This window comes from Bacillus sp. 1A, from assembly GCF_052682215.1.
Genome location: NZ_JBQYLZ010000001.1, coordinates 4,523,454 through 4,540,789, shown reverse-complemented (window position 1 = coordinate 4,540,789; position 17,336 = coordinate 4,523,454). Strand labels below are relative to the sequence as shown.

The 17,336-nt window shown below is 33.0% G+C and carries 17 protein-coding genes and 1 pseudogene; 15 read left to right on the top strand and 3 right to left on the bottom strand.

Annotation, left to right across the window (positions count from 1 at the left end; genetic code table 11):
* Positions 1-22: 22 nt before the first annotated feature.
* Positions 23-900, bottom strand: a pseudogene (locus ACUN0F_RS23260) (nitrate reductase).
* 386 nt (positions 901-1,286) lie between these two features.
* Here ACUN0F_RS23260 and ACUN0F_RS23255 point away from each other — a divergent pair.
* Complete coding sequence (locus ACUN0F_RS23255) at positions 1,287-2,495, top strand: macrolide family glycosyltransferase (protein WP_000024482.1); 1,209 nt, start codon at positions 1,287-1,289, stop codon at positions 2,493-2,495.
* A gap of 169 nt (positions 2,496-2,664) precedes the next feature.
* Positions 2,665-3,510: a YitT family protein gene (locus ACUN0F_RS23250; RefSeq protein ID WP_264461310.1), complete on the top strand. Its 846-nt coding sequence runs from the start codon at positions 2,665-2,667 to the stop codon at positions 3,508-3,510.
* A 46-nt stretch (positions 3,511-3,556) separates the two neighbouring features.
* Here ACUN0F_RS23250 and pdxR read toward each other — a convergent pair whose 3' ends face one another.
* Complete coding sequence (gene pdxR, locus ACUN0F_RS23245; protein WP_445540263.1) at positions 3,557-4,957, bottom strand: MocR-like pyridoxine biosynthesis transcription factor PdxR; 1,401 nt, start codon at positions 4,955-4,957, stop codon at positions 3,557-3,559.
* Between the two features lie 130 nt (positions 4,958-5,087).
* Between pdxR and ACUN0F_RS23240 the strand changes: the two genes are divergently transcribed.
* Together ACUN0F_RS23240 and ACUN0F_RS23235 are read left to right on the top strand one after the other, a co-directional pair.
* Positions 5,088-5,510: a GNAT family N-acetyltransferase gene (locus ACUN0F_RS23240; protein ID WP_445540262.1), complete on the top strand. Its 423-nt coding sequence runs from the start codon at positions 5,088-5,090 to the stop codon at positions 5,508-5,510.
* Positions 5,511-5,658: 148 nt separating this feature from the next.
* Positions 5,659-6,786 carry a metallophosphoesterase gene (locus ACUN0F_RS23235; RefSeq protein ID WP_445540261.1) on the top strand — a complete coding sequence of 376 codons (1,128 nt, stop codon included), beginning with the start codon at positions 5,659-5,661 and terminating at the stop codon, positions 6,784-6,786.
* A 31-nt stretch (positions 6,787-6,817) separates the two neighbouring features.
* On the opposite strand, the gene ACUN0F_RS23230 is transcribed toward ACUN0F_RS23235, so the two are convergent.
* Positions 6,818-7,444 carry a DUF1648 domain-containing protein gene (locus tag ACUN0F_RS23230; RefSeq protein WP_445540260.1) on the bottom strand — a complete coding sequence of 209 codons (627 nt, stop codon included), beginning with the start codon at positions 7,442-7,444 and terminating at the stop codon, positions 6,818-6,820.
* A 136-nt stretch (positions 7,445-7,580) separates the two neighbouring features.
* Between ACUN0F_RS23230 and ACUN0F_RS23225 the strand changes: the two genes are divergently transcribed.
* From ACUN0F_RS23225 to essB, 11 genes are all read left to right on the top strand, one after another.
* Positions 7,581-8,147, top strand: a complete 567-nt coding sequence (locus tag ACUN0F_RS23225; protein WP_445540259.1) for a GNAT family N-acetyltransferase — start codon at positions 7,581-7,583, stop codon at positions 8,145-8,147.
* Between the two features lie 6 nt (positions 8,148-8,153).
* The gene (locus ACUN0F_RS23220) at positions 8,154-8,714 is read left to right on the top strand and encodes a 2'-5' RNA ligase family protein (RefSeq protein ID WP_445540258.1); all 561 of its coding nucleotides are present in this window, start codon (positions 8,154-8,156) and stop codon (positions 8,712-8,714) included.
* Positions 8,711-9,196 carry a GNAT family N-acetyltransferase gene (locus ACUN0F_RS23215; protein ID WP_445540257.1) on the top strand — a complete coding sequence of 162 codons (486 nt, stop codon included), beginning with the start codon at positions 8,711-8,713 and terminating at the stop codon, positions 9,194-9,196. Before ACUN0F_RS23220 ends, ACUN0F_RS23215 begins: the two co-directional genes overlap by 4 nt.
* A gap of 12 nt (positions 9,197-9,208) precedes the next feature.
* On the top strand, positions 9,209-9,580 hold the full coding sequence (locus tag ACUN0F_RS23210) for a cupin (RefSeq protein WP_445540256.1): 372 nt from the start codon (positions 9,209-9,211) through the stop codon (positions 9,578-9,580).
* Entirely contained in the window at positions 9,577-10,005 is a 429-nt protein-coding gene (locus ACUN0F_RS23205; RefSeq protein WP_264461318.1) for a GNAT family N-acetyltransferase, read from the top strand. The genes ACUN0F_RS23210 and ACUN0F_RS23205 overlap by 4 nt, the downstream gene beginning before the upstream one ends.
* 32 nt (positions 10,006-10,037) lie before the next feature.
* Positions 10,038-10,919: a phosphotransferase family protein gene (locus ACUN0F_RS23200; protein ID WP_445540255.1), complete on the top strand. Its 882-nt coding sequence runs from the start codon at positions 10,038-10,040 to the stop codon at positions 10,917-10,919.
* 321 nt (positions 10,920-11,240) lie between these two features.
* Entirely contained in the window at positions 11,241-11,537 is a 297-nt protein-coding gene (locus ACUN0F_RS23195; protein WP_000918598.1) for a WXG100 family type VII secretion target, read from the top strand.
* Between the two features lie 126 nt (positions 11,538-11,663).
* Positions 11,664-15,314 (top strand): type VII secretion protein EsaA, encoded by a 3,651-nt coding sequence (gene esaA, locus ACUN0F_RS23190; protein ID WP_445540254.1) that lies wholly within the window; start codon positions 11,664-11,666, stop codon positions 15,312-15,314.
* Complete coding sequence (gene essA, locus ACUN0F_RS23185) at positions 15,286-15,789, top strand: type VII secretion protein EssA (protein ID WP_264461321.1); 504 nt, start codon at positions 15,286-15,288, stop codon at positions 15,787-15,789. The genes esaA and essA overlap by 29 nt, the downstream gene beginning before the upstream one ends.
* 4 nt (positions 15,790-15,793) lie before the next feature.
* Positions 15,794-16,045, top strand: coding sequence for an EsaB/YukD family protein (locus tag ACUN0F_RS23180; protein WP_264461322.1), 252 nt, complete (start codon positions 15,794-15,796; stop codon positions 16,043-16,045).
* Positions 16,046-16,117: 72 nt separating this feature from the next.
* Positions 16,118-17,317 (top strand): type VII secretion protein EssB, encoded by a 1,200-nt coding sequence (gene essB, locus ACUN0F_RS23175; RefSeq protein ID WP_445540253.1) that lies wholly within the window; start codon positions 16,118-16,120, stop codon positions 17,315-17,317.
* Positions 17,318-17,336 lie beyond the last annotated feature (19 nt).

The following is a 17,336-nucleotide window of genomic DNA, read 5'->3' as shown; positions in this document are numbered from 1 at the left end:
TCATAACCCCTCTCATTCGTATTTAAAAATAGGATGGATGACTAAGCCACTTTTTTAACTCCACGCTGCCCTGAACAGATAATAACCGGTACAAATATCGATAGGGAGGTCTACATTCTGCAAGATGAGGAAGGGGCATAATGGTTTCGTAACCTTGTTTAAAAGCATGTGCCTCTTTTTCTGTAAACACATATTCTAAGCCGATAAAATCAAACTCCCGGGGAGCAACGGCATAGGCTTCTGTATCTACTAATCCCGTAATAGTTGTACCATCTGATAAAAACTGAGTAGGGTCCATATCAATTAAAACGAGCGTTGATTCCTTTGGTGCTGGTAAGGAAGAAAGTTGTGATTCAAAAGTAGGAAATGCATTTTGTATGCTTTCATTATCGGAATAAAACATATTCACAAGCTCTTTACTCACATTTAAAATGTGTGATTGGAATTCATCTAGTGTAATTTGGAAGGAACCTGACACATTTCCTATGTAATCGGCTTTAAATGTATGTATTTCTGCAAGCCCTTTTCCTAGACTGAATAAAATAGAATCTGGTTGCCCGATAAAAGATTGAACTGTGTTACCTACTAACTTTTCGGCTACAACGAATTCACGGCCATTTAAAATATGTTTTTCTAATATTGCTGGATAGGAAGATTAGTATGTTCTTGCAGCAATGTATGTACAGCTTTTAAATGATGTACGTTCCTTGGATTAATTCCAAATAGGTTTTTACATCCCCACCAAAAATCATTATTTGGCTCTTCATTCATTTTAGAAGAACGAACGATGACTTCTGCATCTTCTGTTCGGACGAGAAACACATCGCTTGCATGGTCTTCATAACCTGGGTGTAAAGCTTGAATAGATAAAATAGTTGAAGTGAATAGTTGTTGTAGCATGAAGTTGCTCCTTTTTCTGTAAATTCTATAAATTCATTATATAACAGAATATGTTCCAAATGGATAAAGATAAGGACAACATAGAACTTAAATAAATTTATAATGAGAAATCAGTGTGGAAATTATATTTTTCTAGTTTTGTATGAATTATCAAAATAATGTTTCTGATGATAAATCTGTAAAAATGCCTGAATGTAAATCCCGTATTTTTCAATAAATGAAAGGTTAAGCATATTTTTATAAGAGTTATAATGTAGGTTATGAAAAATATTTCTCAATAATAAAATGAAGTGAAAAATATGAAGAAGTAGAATAGATTCCTTTATAATAGTTTTAAATTAATTAATATAATTAACTATTAATATTGTTAGATAGGAGAGAATATGATGGCAAATGTACTCGTAATAAATTTTCCTGGAGAAGGTCATATAAATCCGACTTTAGCTATTGTAAGTGAGTTAATTCGGCGAGGGGAGACAGTTGTTTCGTATTGTATTGAAGATTATAGAAAGAAGATTGAAGCAACAGGTGCAGAATTCCGAGTGTTTGAGAATTTCCTCTCTCAAATTAATATTATGGAACGAGTAAATGAAGGTGGGAGTCCTTTGACGATGCTATCTCATATGATTGAGGCATCAGAGCGTATTGTGACTCAAATTGTAGAAGAAACAAAAGGGGAAAAGTACGATTACTTGATATACGATAATCATTTTCCCGTAGGACGTATTATAGCCAATGTTTTAAAATTACCTAGCGTTTCATCTTGTACAACATTTGCTTTTAATCAGTACATTACTTTTAATGATGAACAAGAATCAAGACAAGTAGATGAAACGAATCCATTATATCAATCTTGTTTAGCGGGAATGGAAAAATGGAATAGGCAGTATGGAATGAAATGTAATAGTATGTATGATATTATGAATCATCCTGGTGATATTACTATTGTATATACTTCAAAAGAATACCAGCCGCGTTCAGATGTATTCGATGAATCGTATAAGTTTGTCGGCCCATCAATTGCTACTCGAAAAGAAGTAGACAGCTTTTCTATGGAAGATTTAAAAGATGAAAAATTGATTTTCATTTCTATGGGAACAGTTTTTAATGAACAACCTGAACTATATGAAAAATGTTTTGAAGCGTTTAAAGATGTAGAAGCAACAGTCGTATTAGTTGTTGGTAAGAAAATAAATATAAATCAATTTGAAAACATTCCGAATAATTTTAAGTTGTATAATTATGTGCCGCAATTAGAAGTATTACAGTATGCTCATGTATTCGTGACACATGGTGGTATGAATAGTTCGAGTGAAGCGTTATATTATGGTGTCCCGTTAGTTGTAATTCCGGTAACAGGAGATCAGCCTTTAGTTGCGAAACGAGTGACCGAAGTAGGGGCTGGAATAAGGCTTAATCGTAAAGAATTAACTTCTGAATTGTTACGTGAGACTGTAGAAAAAGTTATAGATGATGTGACGTTTAAGGAAAATAGTCGTAAAGTTGGAGAGTCACTTCGAAATGCTGGTGGGTATAATAGGGCAGTTGATGAAATATTTAAAATGAAGATGAATTCATACTTAAAACTTAAATAAATGTTTGGAGCACACTTACTGTAATATGTAAGTGTGTTTCTATAAATAAATTACATAAAAAATCACTGTAAAGGTGAAACTTTTGTGTATATAAACTCATATCTTTGAATTAGTAGTAAAATTACGTTAAAATAATACTAAGAAAATATATAAGTTTTGGGGGTAATGAATGAAGAAAGTATTTGAATACGTATTATTAACAATTGGCTCAATTATTGTAGCGGGTTCATTAGAACTTATTTTAGCACCTAATGGATTAGTAGATGGCGGAGTAACGGCCATTGCTATTATGGCGAATAAAGTTGCAGGATTGCCGCTTTATGGAGTATTCTTAGGAATTAATATCCCGATTTTATTATTTACTGCAAAAGTAATGGGGAAGAAGTTCTTTATCCGTACATCTTATGCAAATGTAGTTACAACACTCGGATTAATCTATTTAAAACCATTTCCGGCGATTACAACTTCTGAACTATTAATTGTACTTTATGGCGGAGTACTGTTTGGAATTGGCGTTGGGATTGTTGTTAAAATGGGTGGCGCAATTGATGGATCAGAAATGTTAGCTGTTTGGATGAATAAACATTTTAAAGTGCCGATTAGTACATTTTTACTTGCTGTAAATGCGGTTATTTTCATTTTTGTTGCCATTTTATTTTCAATTGAACAAGCGATGTTCTCATTAGCAATTTTCTATATTGTTACGAAGATGATTGATTTCATATTAGATGGTATTAATCAAGGAAAGAGCGTTATGATTATTTCTGGTAAAAATAAAGAAATAGGCGATTTACTTATGAAAGAATTGCAATTATCCGTTACGTATCTACATGGAGAAGGTGGTTTTTTAGGAGAACATAAGAGAATCATTTATTGTATTACAAACCGTTTCATTTATCCGAAAATGAAAGATCTCGTTCTCTCTGTAGATCCAACTGCTATCATTGAAGCTTCCTATTCAACAGAAACAACTGGTGTTAAGCGTCCGGGAAGGACTGCGAGATCAGAAAAATAGTGAATGAAAATAGCTCCACGTAAGTATAACTTGCGTGGAGCTATTTTTATTTAGCGAACCAGGCCTTTTTCAGTAATTGGACAACGGTTTCGATACGATCCTCTGGAATACTGCCAAAACCGAGCAATACATACGACTCATCCATTACATTATGAACAGAATCGTATGTGGAGAGAGGGTATAACTTAATACGTTCTTTTGTGGCTGCATGAATAAGTTCTTGTTCATTCATCCCGTTATGAACGTGAAGTACAATATGAAGTCCGGATTGTTCACCGAGTATATGAACGTTATTTCCCATCTCGTTTGTAATAGATGTAATTAAAGAAATATGTTTTCTTTTATATAACGTCCGACTTCGGTTAATATGACGTTCCCAATCACCATTTTGAATAAACGTGGCAAAGGTAAGTTGCTGCAGCGTAGAAACAGTTTGTTTAAACATACCACCAAGCTCATCATAGGCTCTTAACAGATGAGGTGGTAAAACAATATATCCCATTCGTAAAGAAGGTAAAAAAGATTTCGAGAAAGTTCCCATATAAATAACACGTTCATTTGCATCTAGTCCTTGTAAAGAAGGAATAGGTTTTCCTATATAACGGAATTCCCCGTCGTAATCATCTTCAATAATATAGCCCTTACAATCATTCGCCCATTTTAATAACTCGAGTCTTCTAGATAACGGCATAATGATTCCAAGTGGAAATTGGTGAGATGGAGTGACATACGCTACATTGCAACCCGATTCACGTAAAGCGGAAATATGAATCCCTTTATCATCTAAAGGGATAGGGTGAACGGTAAGACCAGAACTTTGAATCATAGCAGGAATACGGTGAAATCCAGGGTTTTCGATTCCAAATTCCTTTTTTGAACCAAGCAGCTGAAGTAGTAGCCAAAGAAGAGGCTGCGTACCTGCTCCGATAATAATTTGATCAGGTGAAGAATGTACCCCGCGAGCATGATATAAATACTTTGAAATATGTTCCCGTAGAACGAGCTCACCTTGTGGATCTTCCTTAGCAAATAATTCATTTTCATACTGAAATAAAGTTTCGTGTATTGCTCTTTTCCAGTTTGTTATCGGAAAAGCTTTTTGATCAATAAGTCCTTGACTACAATCATAATCATATTGTTCGTTTTCTTTATTGTTAGCACTGTTTGACGCAATTTGCTGTTTCTTTTGAATGACATCAATATCAACTTCTGCAACAAAAATCCCACGTTTCGGTTTGCTTTCTACATACCCTTCAGCTAGTAATTGTTGATAAGCAGATTCCACTGTAATACGGCTCACATTAAGTTGCATAGCTAAATTTCTGTGAGAAGGAAGGCGTGTACCGGCACGTAGTGACCCATGAGAGATTTCAAGTTTCATATATTCATAAATTTGTAAGTAAAGGGGTGTTTTACTTTGTAATACTAATGGGATAGTCAGATCCATTCGTAGACGCTCCTTTTCATACTGGCCTTATAAAAAAGAATAAAACTGTCACTTAAGCTAAGGGCAGTGGCTTTCTATAATGATGATATAACATTTAGAAAATTTTATAAATAGTAAGGGGAGAATCAAAATGAATATTAGAGAAGTAGTAACAGAAGCGGATTTACATGACGTATTTCCTGTATTACAACAGTTAAGAACAAAACTTTCAAAAGAAGAAGTAAGTTCTTTATTTCAAAAAATGAAAGAAGAAAATTATAAACTGTTTTTGCTACGTAATGAAGGGGATGAAGTTGTGAGTCTAGCTGGTGTAGCGATTTGTACGAATTTTTATAATAAGAAGCACGTTTTCGTATATGACCTTGTAACAGCAGAAGCACATCGTTCAAAAGGGTATGGTAAAGTTCTGCTGTCATATGTAGAAAAATGGGGGAAAGAAAAAGGGTGCAGCTCTATTGTTCTTACATCTGCGTTTCCAAGAATGGATGCACATCGTTTTTATGAAAGAGAGGGCTATGATAAGGTAAGCTATTCTTTTTATAAAGGGCTATAATACTAAGTAGGTTCCATGTTTAAAAATATATGGAACCTATTTTTCTTTTCTGAATTTGAGCTAGCAACAGGTCCAGTAATATAATTTGTCGAATATTAGAAAATAACAAGGGAATATTGAATTTGGAGAATGTTAGGAGCGTTCATACTTGGAAAAAATAAAGAAATTATCTATACCAAATAATGGAAGAGTCATCATTATTTCTGATATTCATGGAGAATTAGATCTTTTTAAGGAACTACTACATAAAGTTCATTTTAAAGATGAGGATTATTTAATTATTAATGGTGATCTTTGTGAGAAAGGAAGAAATAGCATTGGCGTCGTAAACTATGTGATGGATCTAGTAGTTAGCAAGCCAAACGTTTATGTAATTGAAGGGAATTGTGAAGTTGTAGTTGAAGCACTTGTAAATGAAAATCCCGCGCTAATAAATTATTTATGTACGCGAAAGAATACAATTTTTAATGAATGGCTAGCGGAATTGAGTGTTACCGTTAATGAAGAAAGTGATATTTGTGAAGTGAAAAACATATTGATGGGTCATTTTTCAAAAGAAATAAAGTGGCTAACAGAATTACCAACAGCGATTGAAACAGAAGATTATATTTTTGTACATGCTGGCCTTGATGATAAAGAAGAGTGGAAAGAAACAGAGCGCAAAAATGCGATAGCAATGCCAGAGTTTTTCAATAAATCACATAGAGCAAATAAGTATGTAGTTGTCGGTCATTGGCCTGTTGTAAACTATTCAGACAAGGCACCGTCTAACAATCCAGTTATTGATGAGGAGAAAAAGATTATTGCAATTGACGGTGGAAATGCGATTAAAGAAGCAGGACAATTAAACGCATTTATCATTCAAAGGACAAGAGCAGGTGATACGTTTTCTTATACATATGTAGACTATTTTCCAGAGTTTGAAGTGATAGCGGATTTTAATGCGAACACATCAATGCAGGGCGGGGTGAAATATCCGTATTATTACATAGAGCCTATGGAGAAGATGAAAGATTATACGGTATGTAAGCAAAGAGAAACGAATAAATTACTCTCTGTGAAAAATGAATATATTAGGCAACTTGATTCAGGTGAATACACAGTGAAAACCGATATTTCTTGTGCACAAATAAGTGTAAGGAAAGGGGACATTGTTTCTCTCATTGATGGAAGCTGTTCAGGATATGATTTAGTTAAAAGAGATGGAATAGAAGGTTGGATAGAGAAAGGTATTTTAGTTGAGATAGAAAAAATGAAAAAGAAAACGTTTAGCTGAAATAGGAGGTATAGAACCTCCTATTTTTTTATTACCTTTTTAAATGAGTAGATTGCTTGCTGTCTTTCATAAGTAAGTAAATCGTACTCGGTAAAATGGCAAGCGTCATTCCTAAAATAATTACGATTATAGCATAACCTCTATACGGAACAGGAACGATAAATGGAAGCCCGGCTAGGAAAATACCTGCTATTACCATTGAAATACTACAAATATTTGAAGCTCTTTTTTCAAGGTGTTTATCATTCCATTCCAATGAAACCGTTGATTTACTCGTATCAATTTTGGAACTGAAATAGCCTATTACTATAAATAAAAGCCCTAATGCTAAAAATATTAAATGATCAAGAGGAAGAGTGAAGCCAAGAGCGATGAGAGCAATGACAATATCGACAAAAAATAAAAATAGTAAAATTGTGTTGCCAATCCAAAGGAGAAATTTCTGGTTACTCGCTGCTTTAGATAAAGCTAAAAATAAAAAGAATAAGAAGGTACATATAATTATATGTACGATAACAAAAGTGCTTTTATCCATTGTTGATGTAGGCGTTCCATTGAAGTACCATTTCGTAACAATACGTAATGGTAAGAAGAAATAGAGAATAATATTTGTTGTAATAATAGTGAGAAATAAAGTAATACTAAATCGATTATTCATTGAATCACCAGCTTTCCACATGAATAATTGGTATCTTATAACAAAATTATACAATATAATAAACGATATTTGTTTTGATTTTTCTGAAAAAATATTATAATTATATATGAAATAAAGAGGAGTGTAGGAGGAAATTATGCAAAACGTAAGAGTAAAAGGGGATAAAGTTACAATTCGTGCAATTGAAGAATCAGATATAAAAAGATTATGGGATCTCGTATTTAAAGAAGAAAATCCAGAATGGAAAAAATGGGATGCACCGTATTTTCCGTTTTCAATGCAAGAATACTCGTCTTATAAAGAGAAGATGAAAACTCGTTTAAAGGAGGAACCTCTATCCAATTTAATTATAGAAAATAACGGTCAAATTATAGGGACAATCGGGTTTTATTGGGAATATAAACCGACGCGTTGGTTAGAGATAGGGCTTGTTATTTATAATCCAAATTACTGGAATGGTGGTTATGGTACAGAGGCGTTAACGTTATATCGAGATTTACTATTTGAAAAGATGGAGATTGGCAGAGTAGGAATCACGACTTGGTCTGGCAATGAACGAATGATGAAAGTAGCGGAGAAAATAGGAATGAGCTTAGAAGGTAGAATGCGAAAATGTCGTTATTATAACGGGACGTACTATGATTCTATTCGAATGGGAATGATTCGTGAAGAATGGGAAGCGTTATATGTAACGAAGGGGTGAGGAAGTATGTACGCTATTATTGCTACATTTGATCGTGTGTTTACTAATAAAATTATAGAATTGCAAAATGAAATAACAAATATCATTGGTACAAATCAATTAGCAGGAGTAGAACCTCATATTACATTAGCTGATTACAATGAGGTAGATGTTAACTTATATACTAAGAAACTAGAGGAGTTTGTAGCTGTTCAAGAAAATATGGCTGCAATAAATTTTCCTTCTGTTGGAGTTTTTCCTACTAATGGAACGATATTTTTAGCACCGACCATTACAGATGAATTGTTAAAATTTCATCATTCTTATCATGATAATTTTAAAACTTTTCATGATAATTTAAATTCATATTATGTACCAGGAAAATGGGTTCCGCATTGTACGATTGCAAATAAGTTACATGCAAATCAGTTTTTAATTGCAATGGAATATATTTATGAAAAATTTGATTATGCAACAGCTTCAATTGAGAAATTAAAATTAATTAAGGTGAATTATGAAAAAGGTTTTGTCATTTCTTCTAGTATATTAGCAGAATATAATTTAAAGAGAATGGAGACAACGAGATGACATATGTAATTAGAGAAATGAAGCAAGAAGATATCCATGCGGTACAATCAGTAGCGAAAGTTGCTTGGCATGATACATACGAAAGCATTATTCCGAGAGAGATTCAAGACAGATTTTTAGACGAGGCCTATTCTGATGAAAAAATGAAATATCGTCTTGAAAATACACATTTATTCGTTGCGGAAGAAGAGGGAGAAGTAATTGGCTTTGCGAATTTCTCGCCTGTTAGACTGCAAAACGAAGCAGAATTAGGAGCGATTTATTTGTTACCTGATCAGCAAGGGAAAGGGATAGGAAGTGCTTTATTACAAAAAGGGTTAACGGAATTAAAAGGAATTCGGAAACTATACATTCATGTAGAAGCAGCGAATGAAAAAGGAAAACGTTTTTATGAAGCGAAAGGTTTTGCACAATTAGAGGAATTTGAAGAAGATTTTGAAGGACATATGATGCAGACAGTAAGGATGGTTTTATACGTATAGGGAGGATTAGTAATGAAAATTTTTGATTTTAGTGAAAAAGTGGGAAAGAAAATCTCAGCATTTCAATCTAATTTCATAATGTCAAAAATATTAAACTATAAAGGAAATGTACATATCGGTGCTATGCATTTAAAAGAGAATGGAATAATTGGATATCATGAAGCAGTTGTATCACAGCTGCTTCTTATTGTGGACGGAGAAGGATATGTATGTGGAGCAGATAAAGAAAAAGTGAAGGTGGAAGCGGGACAAGCTGTGTTTTGGGAGAAGGGAGAGCTTCATGAAACGAGTACGGAAAAGGGATTGATGGCAATTGTAATTGAGTCGGAGGAACTTGAACGAGCAATATTAATGCCTATTAAAGAGGAGAGTTGTGAAAAATGATAGAAAAGGCAAATCGGGAAGAAACGGACGAAATAATACAATATGCAGCTCAATCGCTTTTTGAAGGAACGAGGGGGAATTGTCAGTTAAGTACAGAGAAAGCAATTGAAATTACAAGGCCGATTATAGAAAAGGGAGCATATTATTTAGTCGTTAAAGAAGAAAACAATGTAATGGGGTGGATATTAATAGGGGAAAATACGGACTATTTTTCTCATAAAAAACTAGGGTTTATATACGAATTGTATGTTTTTCCAGAGTACCGTGGGAAAGGGTTGTCAAGAAAGTTAATGGGGGCTGGTATTAAGGAATTACAAAAGAATTATTCAGAAATTCGTTTAAATGTATTTGCAGGAAACTTTGCGAAAGAGATGTACGAAGAGTTTGGTTTTGTTGAAAGACAGGTAATTATGACTTTGAAGTGAGAACAATAGGCTTGAACGGGAGGAGGGAAAGAATGAGAAAAGAAAATGAGTATATTTCGTATTTACAAAGAGTATGTCCTGAATTAAAAATAAGATCCGCTTATATAAATGAAATAGGCCAGAATAATGATGTATTAATTGTAAATGAAAATATAGTATTCCGTTTCCCGAAATATGAAAAAGGTATTCAGAAACTGCGAATAGAAACGCAGTTGCTAGAGAAAATAAGACCCTTCATTACGCTTCAAATTCCCAATCCGAGTTATCAAGGGTTTCAAGATGAAGTACCGGGGAAAGTATTTGCAGGATATGAAATGATTGAAGGGGAACCGTTTTGGGAAAATATCTTTACGGGAATAAATGAAGAAAAACAATTACAGAAACTTGCGTGCACATTGGCGGGATTTTTAAAAGAGTTGCACGAAATTCCGTTATCTACATTTGAAGGTATTATGCAATATGATAGTGCTGATATGTATTCAGAAATAAATAGTTTATATAGTCAATTAAAAGATTATGTTTATCCATACATGAGAGAAGAGGCAAAAAAAGAAGTTTCATTATCTTTTGAAACGTATTTAAATGAAGAGAGTCAGTTTAATTTTACACCGAGTCTCGTTCATGGGGATTTTGGCATGATAAACATTTTATATAGTGCAATAAAAAAGGATATTTCAGGAGTCATAGATTTTGGTGGTGCGAGCATCGGGGATCCTGCTTATGATTTTGCAGGGATATTAGCTAGTTATGGAGAGGAGTTTTTACAACTATTTGCAGCCTATTACCCTAATTTAGAAGCAGTAAAGGAACGAATGTATTTTTATAAAAGTACATTTGCGCTTCAGGAAGCGTTATTTGGGGTGATTAATAATGACAAGAAAGCTTTTAGAGCTGGAATAGCCCAATATGTTTAAAAATTTGATTGGTGAGAATGAACAGTCAGTGGAGAAGGGAAAATAATGATTTAGTGAACACTTTATTGCTGAAATTAAAAATGGATAAGTCCTTAAAGATACATAAAATAAAAGGTTTTCTTTAAATTTATAGTTGATTTATAGAGTATGCCTAAAAACACTAAATTAATATTATATAATATAGTGTTATTATAGTAAAAGAGAAAATTTGGAAAAATATCATTTTTTTGTTTAGAAATTTTTAAATTATTGATATAATCAATTTGTAGAATTGATTATTGGTTAATTTTACTATTTTTAAATTTTAAGGGGGATTTATTCATGGCAGGACAAATTCGCATGTCACCAGAGGAGCTTAAATCGAAAGCGACTCGATATGGACAAGGTGCAAATCAAATTGAGGACATTTTACGTCAACTACAAAACTTACAAAATGAATTAAGAGGAGAATGGGAAGGTCGTGCTTTCGAAGGTTTTGATCAACAGTTCAATCAATTAAAGCCAAAAGTACAAAACTTCGCAGAGTTATTACAAGAAATTAATATGCAGCTTAATAAAACTGCAGAAGCTGTTGCAAGACATGACGAAGATCTTTCTCGTAATTTCGGTCTACAATAAGACAGATAAAAAGAACTATATAATTTAGCCATGCAACCATACGTTGTATGGCTAAATTACTTTAAAATTAGAGTAAGATACGAAGTCTTTAACTTAAAAGACTCGCAGTCGCAGGAGTGATAAGTAGTGAAAAAGTTCAAGTGGAGCATCTTGTTGTTTATTATTTTAGCTCTTGTGTTATCAACAGGGATCTCCTATTTAGCGTTAAACCAAAATGTTAAGAAAGCAAATGAGAACACCACGCCAAAAATGACAGTTGCATTGGTAAATGAAGATCAAGGTACTGTATTTGAAGGTAATAAAATAGCATTTGGAGATCAATTTGTTAAAAATGTAAATAAAAATACGAAACAAGAATGGTACGTAGTAAGTCGTGGTGTAGCAGAAAGTGGTTTGAAAAATAATAATTACAATATGATGATTGTAATACCTAACGATTTTTCTAGAAAGGCTGTTGCAATTGATTCAGAACTTCCGGAGAAATTAACTTTAAATTACAAAGTAAATGCAACTGGGAATAAAGATTTGAAAGCTGAGGCAGAAAATACAGCTTCTGCTATTTTAGAAGATTTTAATAAGCAAATCATCGATGTGTATTTTGCAAGTGTTATCGGTAAGTTGCAAGGTGCACAAGATAATATAGGTAAAATAATTGAAAAAGGGACCAATCAAACGACTATGTATAAAAAAGATGTACATAGCCCGTTGGCAAATTACACAAACCAATTTAAAACGGTACAAGATTACACTGGTATTTCTGTTAATAGTTTTAAAGGATTCCAAGATGTTTTAAAAGGGTTTGGACAAGCTTTAGATGAAGGGAATAAATCTAATAATACGTATTTAGAAGGATTTAATAACTTTCAAAAAATACAAACGGATAATAATCTGTTAGCGAATAATTTTACAAATCAATTTAATCAGTATATGAGTGATATGAATTCAGGCGATGTTTTAAAGCAGTTAAGCGCATTAGAATCTGCGAATAAAATTATCGCAAATCAGTTTACACTTTCAGAGAAAGATCCTAATATTTTAGCTGATGCTTCAACAATACAAAAATATTTAACAGATGTAAAAAAACAAGTGTCAGAATATGATACAGAACTTGCAGAGAAATTAGAAAGTGACATGCAAGCGACAATCCTTAAACGATTACAAAAGTCTATTTCAAATGATGGACAACATGAAGTAGTTATAAATTCGTTAATGAAACAACCAGATATTCGAATCAAGCAACAAATTGAAAATTTAATTACGAAATTGCCTAGTATGAACATGGAAGAAATCGTTCAAAGTGATTTGCCTGATGTAACGAAAGTACAACTGAAAAACGTAATCCAATTTACGAATAAATATAATAAAGAAAATAATTTTAATTATGACCCAGTCAATAAAATATCTTTAGGAATTTCAATTAAAGAAGTAAAAGAAAGTTTGGCTAAAGATGGAATTACATTCAGTGATACAGCGAAAGTAATTGGAATGGATTCTTCGCAAACTATGAATATAACTATTCCTAGTGGCTTTGAGTTATATGGTAGTACAGATTCACTATTAATTGATGGTGTGGACCGTACAAGTGAATTTAAACAAAACGGATCAATTGTAATATCAGCACGTAATGAAGGAGATTTGAAAATTAGCCTTCATGTGAAGTTAATAGATCCAAGTATCAACATAGATGTTTTCTCTCCAGTAACGTGGGAATGGAAATTGAATGGTAATTACGAGAAAGAAACTAGTACTGGAAAAGAAGAACCTAAAAAAGAAGAACCAAATAAAGAGAATGAAGGAACAAAAACAGGAAATAACAAGGTAGAAAATGTAGTTAATAAAACGCAGTATGGAATAATGCCGCTAGTACACACTGCTAAAAACCCTATTATTCAAAAGACAGAGCATAGTAATAATGGTGTCAGTGTAACTCCTGATGCAGGAGGAAAGCCTGATACAGGAGGAAATCCAGACACAGGAGAAAAGCCTGATACAGGAGGAAATCCAAACACAGGAGAAAAGCCTGATACAGGAGGAAATCCAGACACAGGAGAAAAGCCTGATACAGGAGGAAATCCAGACACAGGAGAAAAGCCTGATACAGGAGGAAATCCAGATACAGGAGAAAAGCCTGATACAGGAGGAAATCCAGACACAGGAGGAAAGCCTGATACAGGAGGAAATCCAGACACAGGAGGAAAGCCTGATACAGGAGGAAATCCAGACACAGGAGAAAAGCCTGATACAGGAGAAAAACCAGACACCGGAACAGATAACGATGGGAATTCAACAGTTATTGAACGTACAAATAATTATATTGTACATCAAAAAACTGAGAAGTTAACAAATAATACATCTAATGTATTAATTAAAGAAGCAGTGGAGACCGTTCAAAGTTATCAAGGTTTAATGAGTCTTTATCAAGTGTATTATGGGATTGATTTAAGAACGAATGATGTGGGGCCTAAGCTTGAAGAGGGAAGTTTAGATGTGATTGCTACTGATCATTCATTGTACTATATGTTAAATAAGCAAAGTGTAATTGATTTAATTTCAAATCTTGTTTCAGCTAGTATTACGAGTGAAGTAAAGCAAGATATGACAGGTTTAAAACAAAAAATAGACTCTTACCAACAGCTCATTACTAGTGCAGATCAAAATTCAATGCTATTAGCAGAGAAGTTAAATGAAACGATGCAGCAAGCGACTAGTATGAATCAAAATTTAGGAGAGTATGTAAAAGGTTTAGCGAAATGGCGTGAAAGTAGCTTAAAGTTAGTGGAAGAGCAACAAGTATTAACGACTAATAATGCAGGTGAACAAACAGCTGTATTATCGTTAGACTCTGGTATTAAATCTTTAACGATGCAAACTCAGTCATTAGTAGAAAGTTCGAAGCATAGTTTAGCGACATCAGATGATGTGTATAAAACATTTGACCAAATTAATGGACAAGCAAAAGAAATTCAAGACAGCGGAACAACAATTGTTTCGAAAGCAGATTCTTTATTAAATGATTTTACGAAGAAAATGGAAGATGATAAAGCATTCTCGAAAAACTTTACGAAGATTTTGGCGAATAGTCGTATTGGAGATCGTCAAAATGAGATGCTATATGAGTTTTTATCTAGTCCAGTTCAGAAACAAAATGATGGGGTAATTGTAGCTGGTAATGCTTTTACACCATACTTAATCGTATTAACTTGTTTCATTGTTGCGTTATTTACGGCATATGCAATTGCGAATCAAGAAAAGAAACGAACACAATCAGATCATTTTGAAGAGAGATTCTCTTTAATTGATATGAATGTACCAACTACAGTAGTAGCATTTGGGATATCGATTGTGGAAGGAATCAGTATAGGAATCATTTCAGGCCGTCTTTTAAAATTCGGTCAGGATCAAAGTTTACTATGGATTGCGTTTATCACAATCATTATGATGGCGTTCGTATTAGTTTCAACATACTTACTACGACAAATAAAAATGGTAGGGATGTTTATCTTATTAGTATTTTTAAGTATGTATCTATTTTTAACTGAAGCAGTTGGAAGTAAAGTAGACCAAATGTCTTCTGTAGGTAAATTGCGTCAATTTTCACCGCTTCAATATATAGAAGGATTTCTAAATGATTTTATTAGCGGTAAAGATACAGGAAAAGTTATTTTTATCGTATTGTTTGTAATTGCCATTATAGGAATAGTTAGTAATCTATTTGTATGGCACAAGAAATGGGAGGAAAAAGAAGTAAATGATCAAACAATGGAGCATAGTGGTTAAGTTATCATTTATTTGTTTCCTTTTACTGTTTGTCGCGCTACCAATAAGGAGCGCGGCTGACAGTTATCTTGGTGATGATGGGAAAATTCAGTTTAAAGTAGACCGCTTTGAAGATAAAGACCAAGAAAAAAATAAAAAGGAACATAAGGAAACAGAATTAGATAAAGCATCGATTGAGTTGTTTAACGAAGAAGTAGAAGAAGAAATTCAGAAAAAGAAAAAGAAAGAACAAAAAGAGATGGAATCCTTAAGAGATTCTCTTTTTATAAAACAAAAAGAAAATAATCGTGTTAAAGATACGAAAAATAGTTTGTTTAGCAGTGAATACGTTGTAAGAAAAAGCGCTGATGAAGTAGCAAGTAATCAAACAATGAATGAAAAGCCAATCAGTACAACAATAATCATATTGTTAGGCGGCAGTGTTTTACTTATTTGCAGCGGTATTTATACGGTTCTTCGGAAAAGTTGGAGGTAAAGTAATGGCAATACAAACGCATATTAATGTAACGGTAGATTTTAGTAAATGGAATGGAAATACATATGATTTGCGTATTCCGAATCATCAATCTATTAAATATTTATTGAAAAACTTATTAGATACGTTAAAGATTGATAATCATGAAGGTTCACATTTTGTAATGAAAGTGAAAAGTAAGTCAATTGTTTTAACAGATAATGATCGTTTAATTGATCACCAAATAACAGACGGAGATATTTTACAAGTTTTATAAAGAATATTTCTTACTTGTAGTTTTGGAAAATAAGTTATTACTGGTTATAAAGAAAAGGAGAAGAGGATAAACATGACGGAAAAAACAATTCAAATTGATGCAATGAACTATCAATTTCAAATAGAAAAAGAAAATTGGAAATTGGAGATGACAAAATCTCAAACACGTATAAAAGACTTCCGTCAATTCGATATAATTACGGGCGCATCATCTGACTTTGTACCATTAACGATAGAAGAAACGGATGATATGTTTACGTTTCTATTTCAAGTCGACAAAAAATTATATAAGTGGGACGATCTTAGCCGTTTTGGAAGAAATGAGAAATTGAGGCTGCTTCGAAATGTTGCGCAATTTCGTAAATATTTAAATAAACGAATTACGTTCTTTTTACATCCAGACAATATAGTTTTTAATGCGAATTTAATGCCAAGTATTATACATAGAGGAATTCGAGATATTGTTCCACCAACCCCGTTGTTAGAAGAGCAATTTTTAACGCAATACAAGTGTCTAATTATTGCTTTATTCTCCGAAAAGCACAATTTTGATGATTTATATGCTGGGTTACTAAAAGATGCAAAAGAAACAACATTTGAACAGACAGTTGCTCAAATGGAAAGCTTAGATGCATTACTGCAGTTTCTTGATGACAGCTTTGAGAAGGAACAAACAAAAACAGAAAAAAATATGCAGTTAGTACCTAAAAAGAGCTATAAATCGTTTAAATACTTAGCTTTTTCCTTCATAGCGGCGACAGTTATTTTAGCTGCTCCTTTAATATATTTCACTTTTATAAAATTTCCTTATCAAAATAAATTAATAGAAGCAAATGCGAGTTTCATAGCAACTGATTATGACAAAGTAATTACGCAATTAAATGAAGAGGAATTTGAATCATTACCGATTGCATCTAAATATGAGTTAGCATTTGCATACATTACGGCTGAAAAACTAGGTGAAGATCAAAAGAAAATGATTATGAAAAATATTAGTTTGAAAAGTGATGAAAAGTATTTGCTGTATTGGATGTATAACGGAAAAGGTAATTTTGATAAATCATTAGATTTAGCTAAGACACTTGATGATCCTCAGCTTATTATGTACGGCCTTGTTAAACAAATTGAATCGCTGAAAAATAATCCGGATTTATCAGGTGAAGAGCGTGATCAAAAATTAAAAACATATGAGCAACAATTAGATGAATATGAAAAGAAATATGGCAAATCATCAAACGATAAAGACTCGTCAAGCACAGAGAAGAAAGAGTAAGCAAGCACTTGATGAGACA

What these genes read in the sequence shown, in the direction of transcription:
- ACUN0F_RS23255 (WP_000024482.1), top strand. Translation starts at nt 1,287, where the DNA reads ATGGCAAATGTACTCGTAATAAATTTTCCTGGAGAAGGTCATATAAAT.
- ACUN0F_RS23250 (WP_264461310.1), top strand. Translation starts at nt 2,665, where the DNA reads ATGAAGAAAGTATTTGAATACGTATTATTAACAATTGGCTCAATTATT.
- pdxR (WP_445540263.1), bottom strand. Translation starts at nt 4,957, where the DNA reads ATGGATCTGACTATCCCATTAGTATTACAAAGTAAAACACCCCTTTAC.
- ACUN0F_RS23240 (WP_445540262.1), top strand. Translation starts at nt 5,088, where the DNA reads ATGAATATTAGAGAAGTAGTAACAGAAGCGGATTTACATGACGTATTT.
- ACUN0F_RS23230 (WP_445540260.1), bottom strand. Translation starts at nt 7,444, where the DNA reads ATGAATAATCGATTTAGTATTACTTTATTTCTCACTATTATTACAACA.
- ACUN0F_RS23225 (WP_445540259.1), top strand. Translation starts at nt 7,581, where the DNA reads ATGCAAAACGTAAGAGTAAAAGGGGATAAAGTTACAATTCGTGCAATT.
- ACUN0F_RS23220 (WP_445540258.1), top strand. Translation starts at nt 8,154, where the DNA reads ATGTACGCTATTATTGCTACATTTGATCGTGTGTTTACTAATAAAATT.
- ACUN0F_RS23215 (WP_445540257.1), top strand. Translation starts at nt 8,711, where the DNA reads ATGACATATGTAATTAGAGAAATGAAGCAAGAAGATATCCATGCGGTA.
- ACUN0F_RS23210 (WP_445540256.1), top strand. Translation starts at nt 9,209, where the DNA reads ATGAAAATTTTTGATTTTAGTGAAAAAGTGGGAAAGAAAATCTCAGCA.
- ACUN0F_RS23205 (WP_264461318.1), top strand. Translation starts at nt 9,577, where the DNA reads ATGATAGAAAAGGCAAATCGGGAAGAAACGGACGAAATAATACAATAT.
- ACUN0F_RS23200 (WP_445540255.1), top strand. Translation starts at nt 10,038, where the DNA reads ATGAGAAAAGAAAATGAGTATATTTCGTATTTACAAAGAGTATGTCCT.
- ACUN0F_RS23195 (WP_000918598.1), top strand. Translation starts at nt 11,241, where the DNA reads ATGGCAGGACAAATTCGCATGTCACCAGAGGAGCTTAAATCGAAAGCG.
- essA (WP_264461321.1), top strand. Translation starts at nt 15,286, where the DNA reads ATGATCAAACAATGGAGCATAGTGGTTAAGTTATCATTTATTTGTTTC.
- ACUN0F_RS23180 (WP_264461322.1), top strand. Translation starts at nt 15,794, where the DNA reads ATGGCAATACAAACGCATATTAATGTAACGGTAGATTTTAGTAAATGG.
- essB (WP_445540253.1), top strand. Translation starts at nt 16,118, where the DNA reads ATGACGGAAAAAACAATTCAAATTGATGCAATGAACTATCAATTTCAA.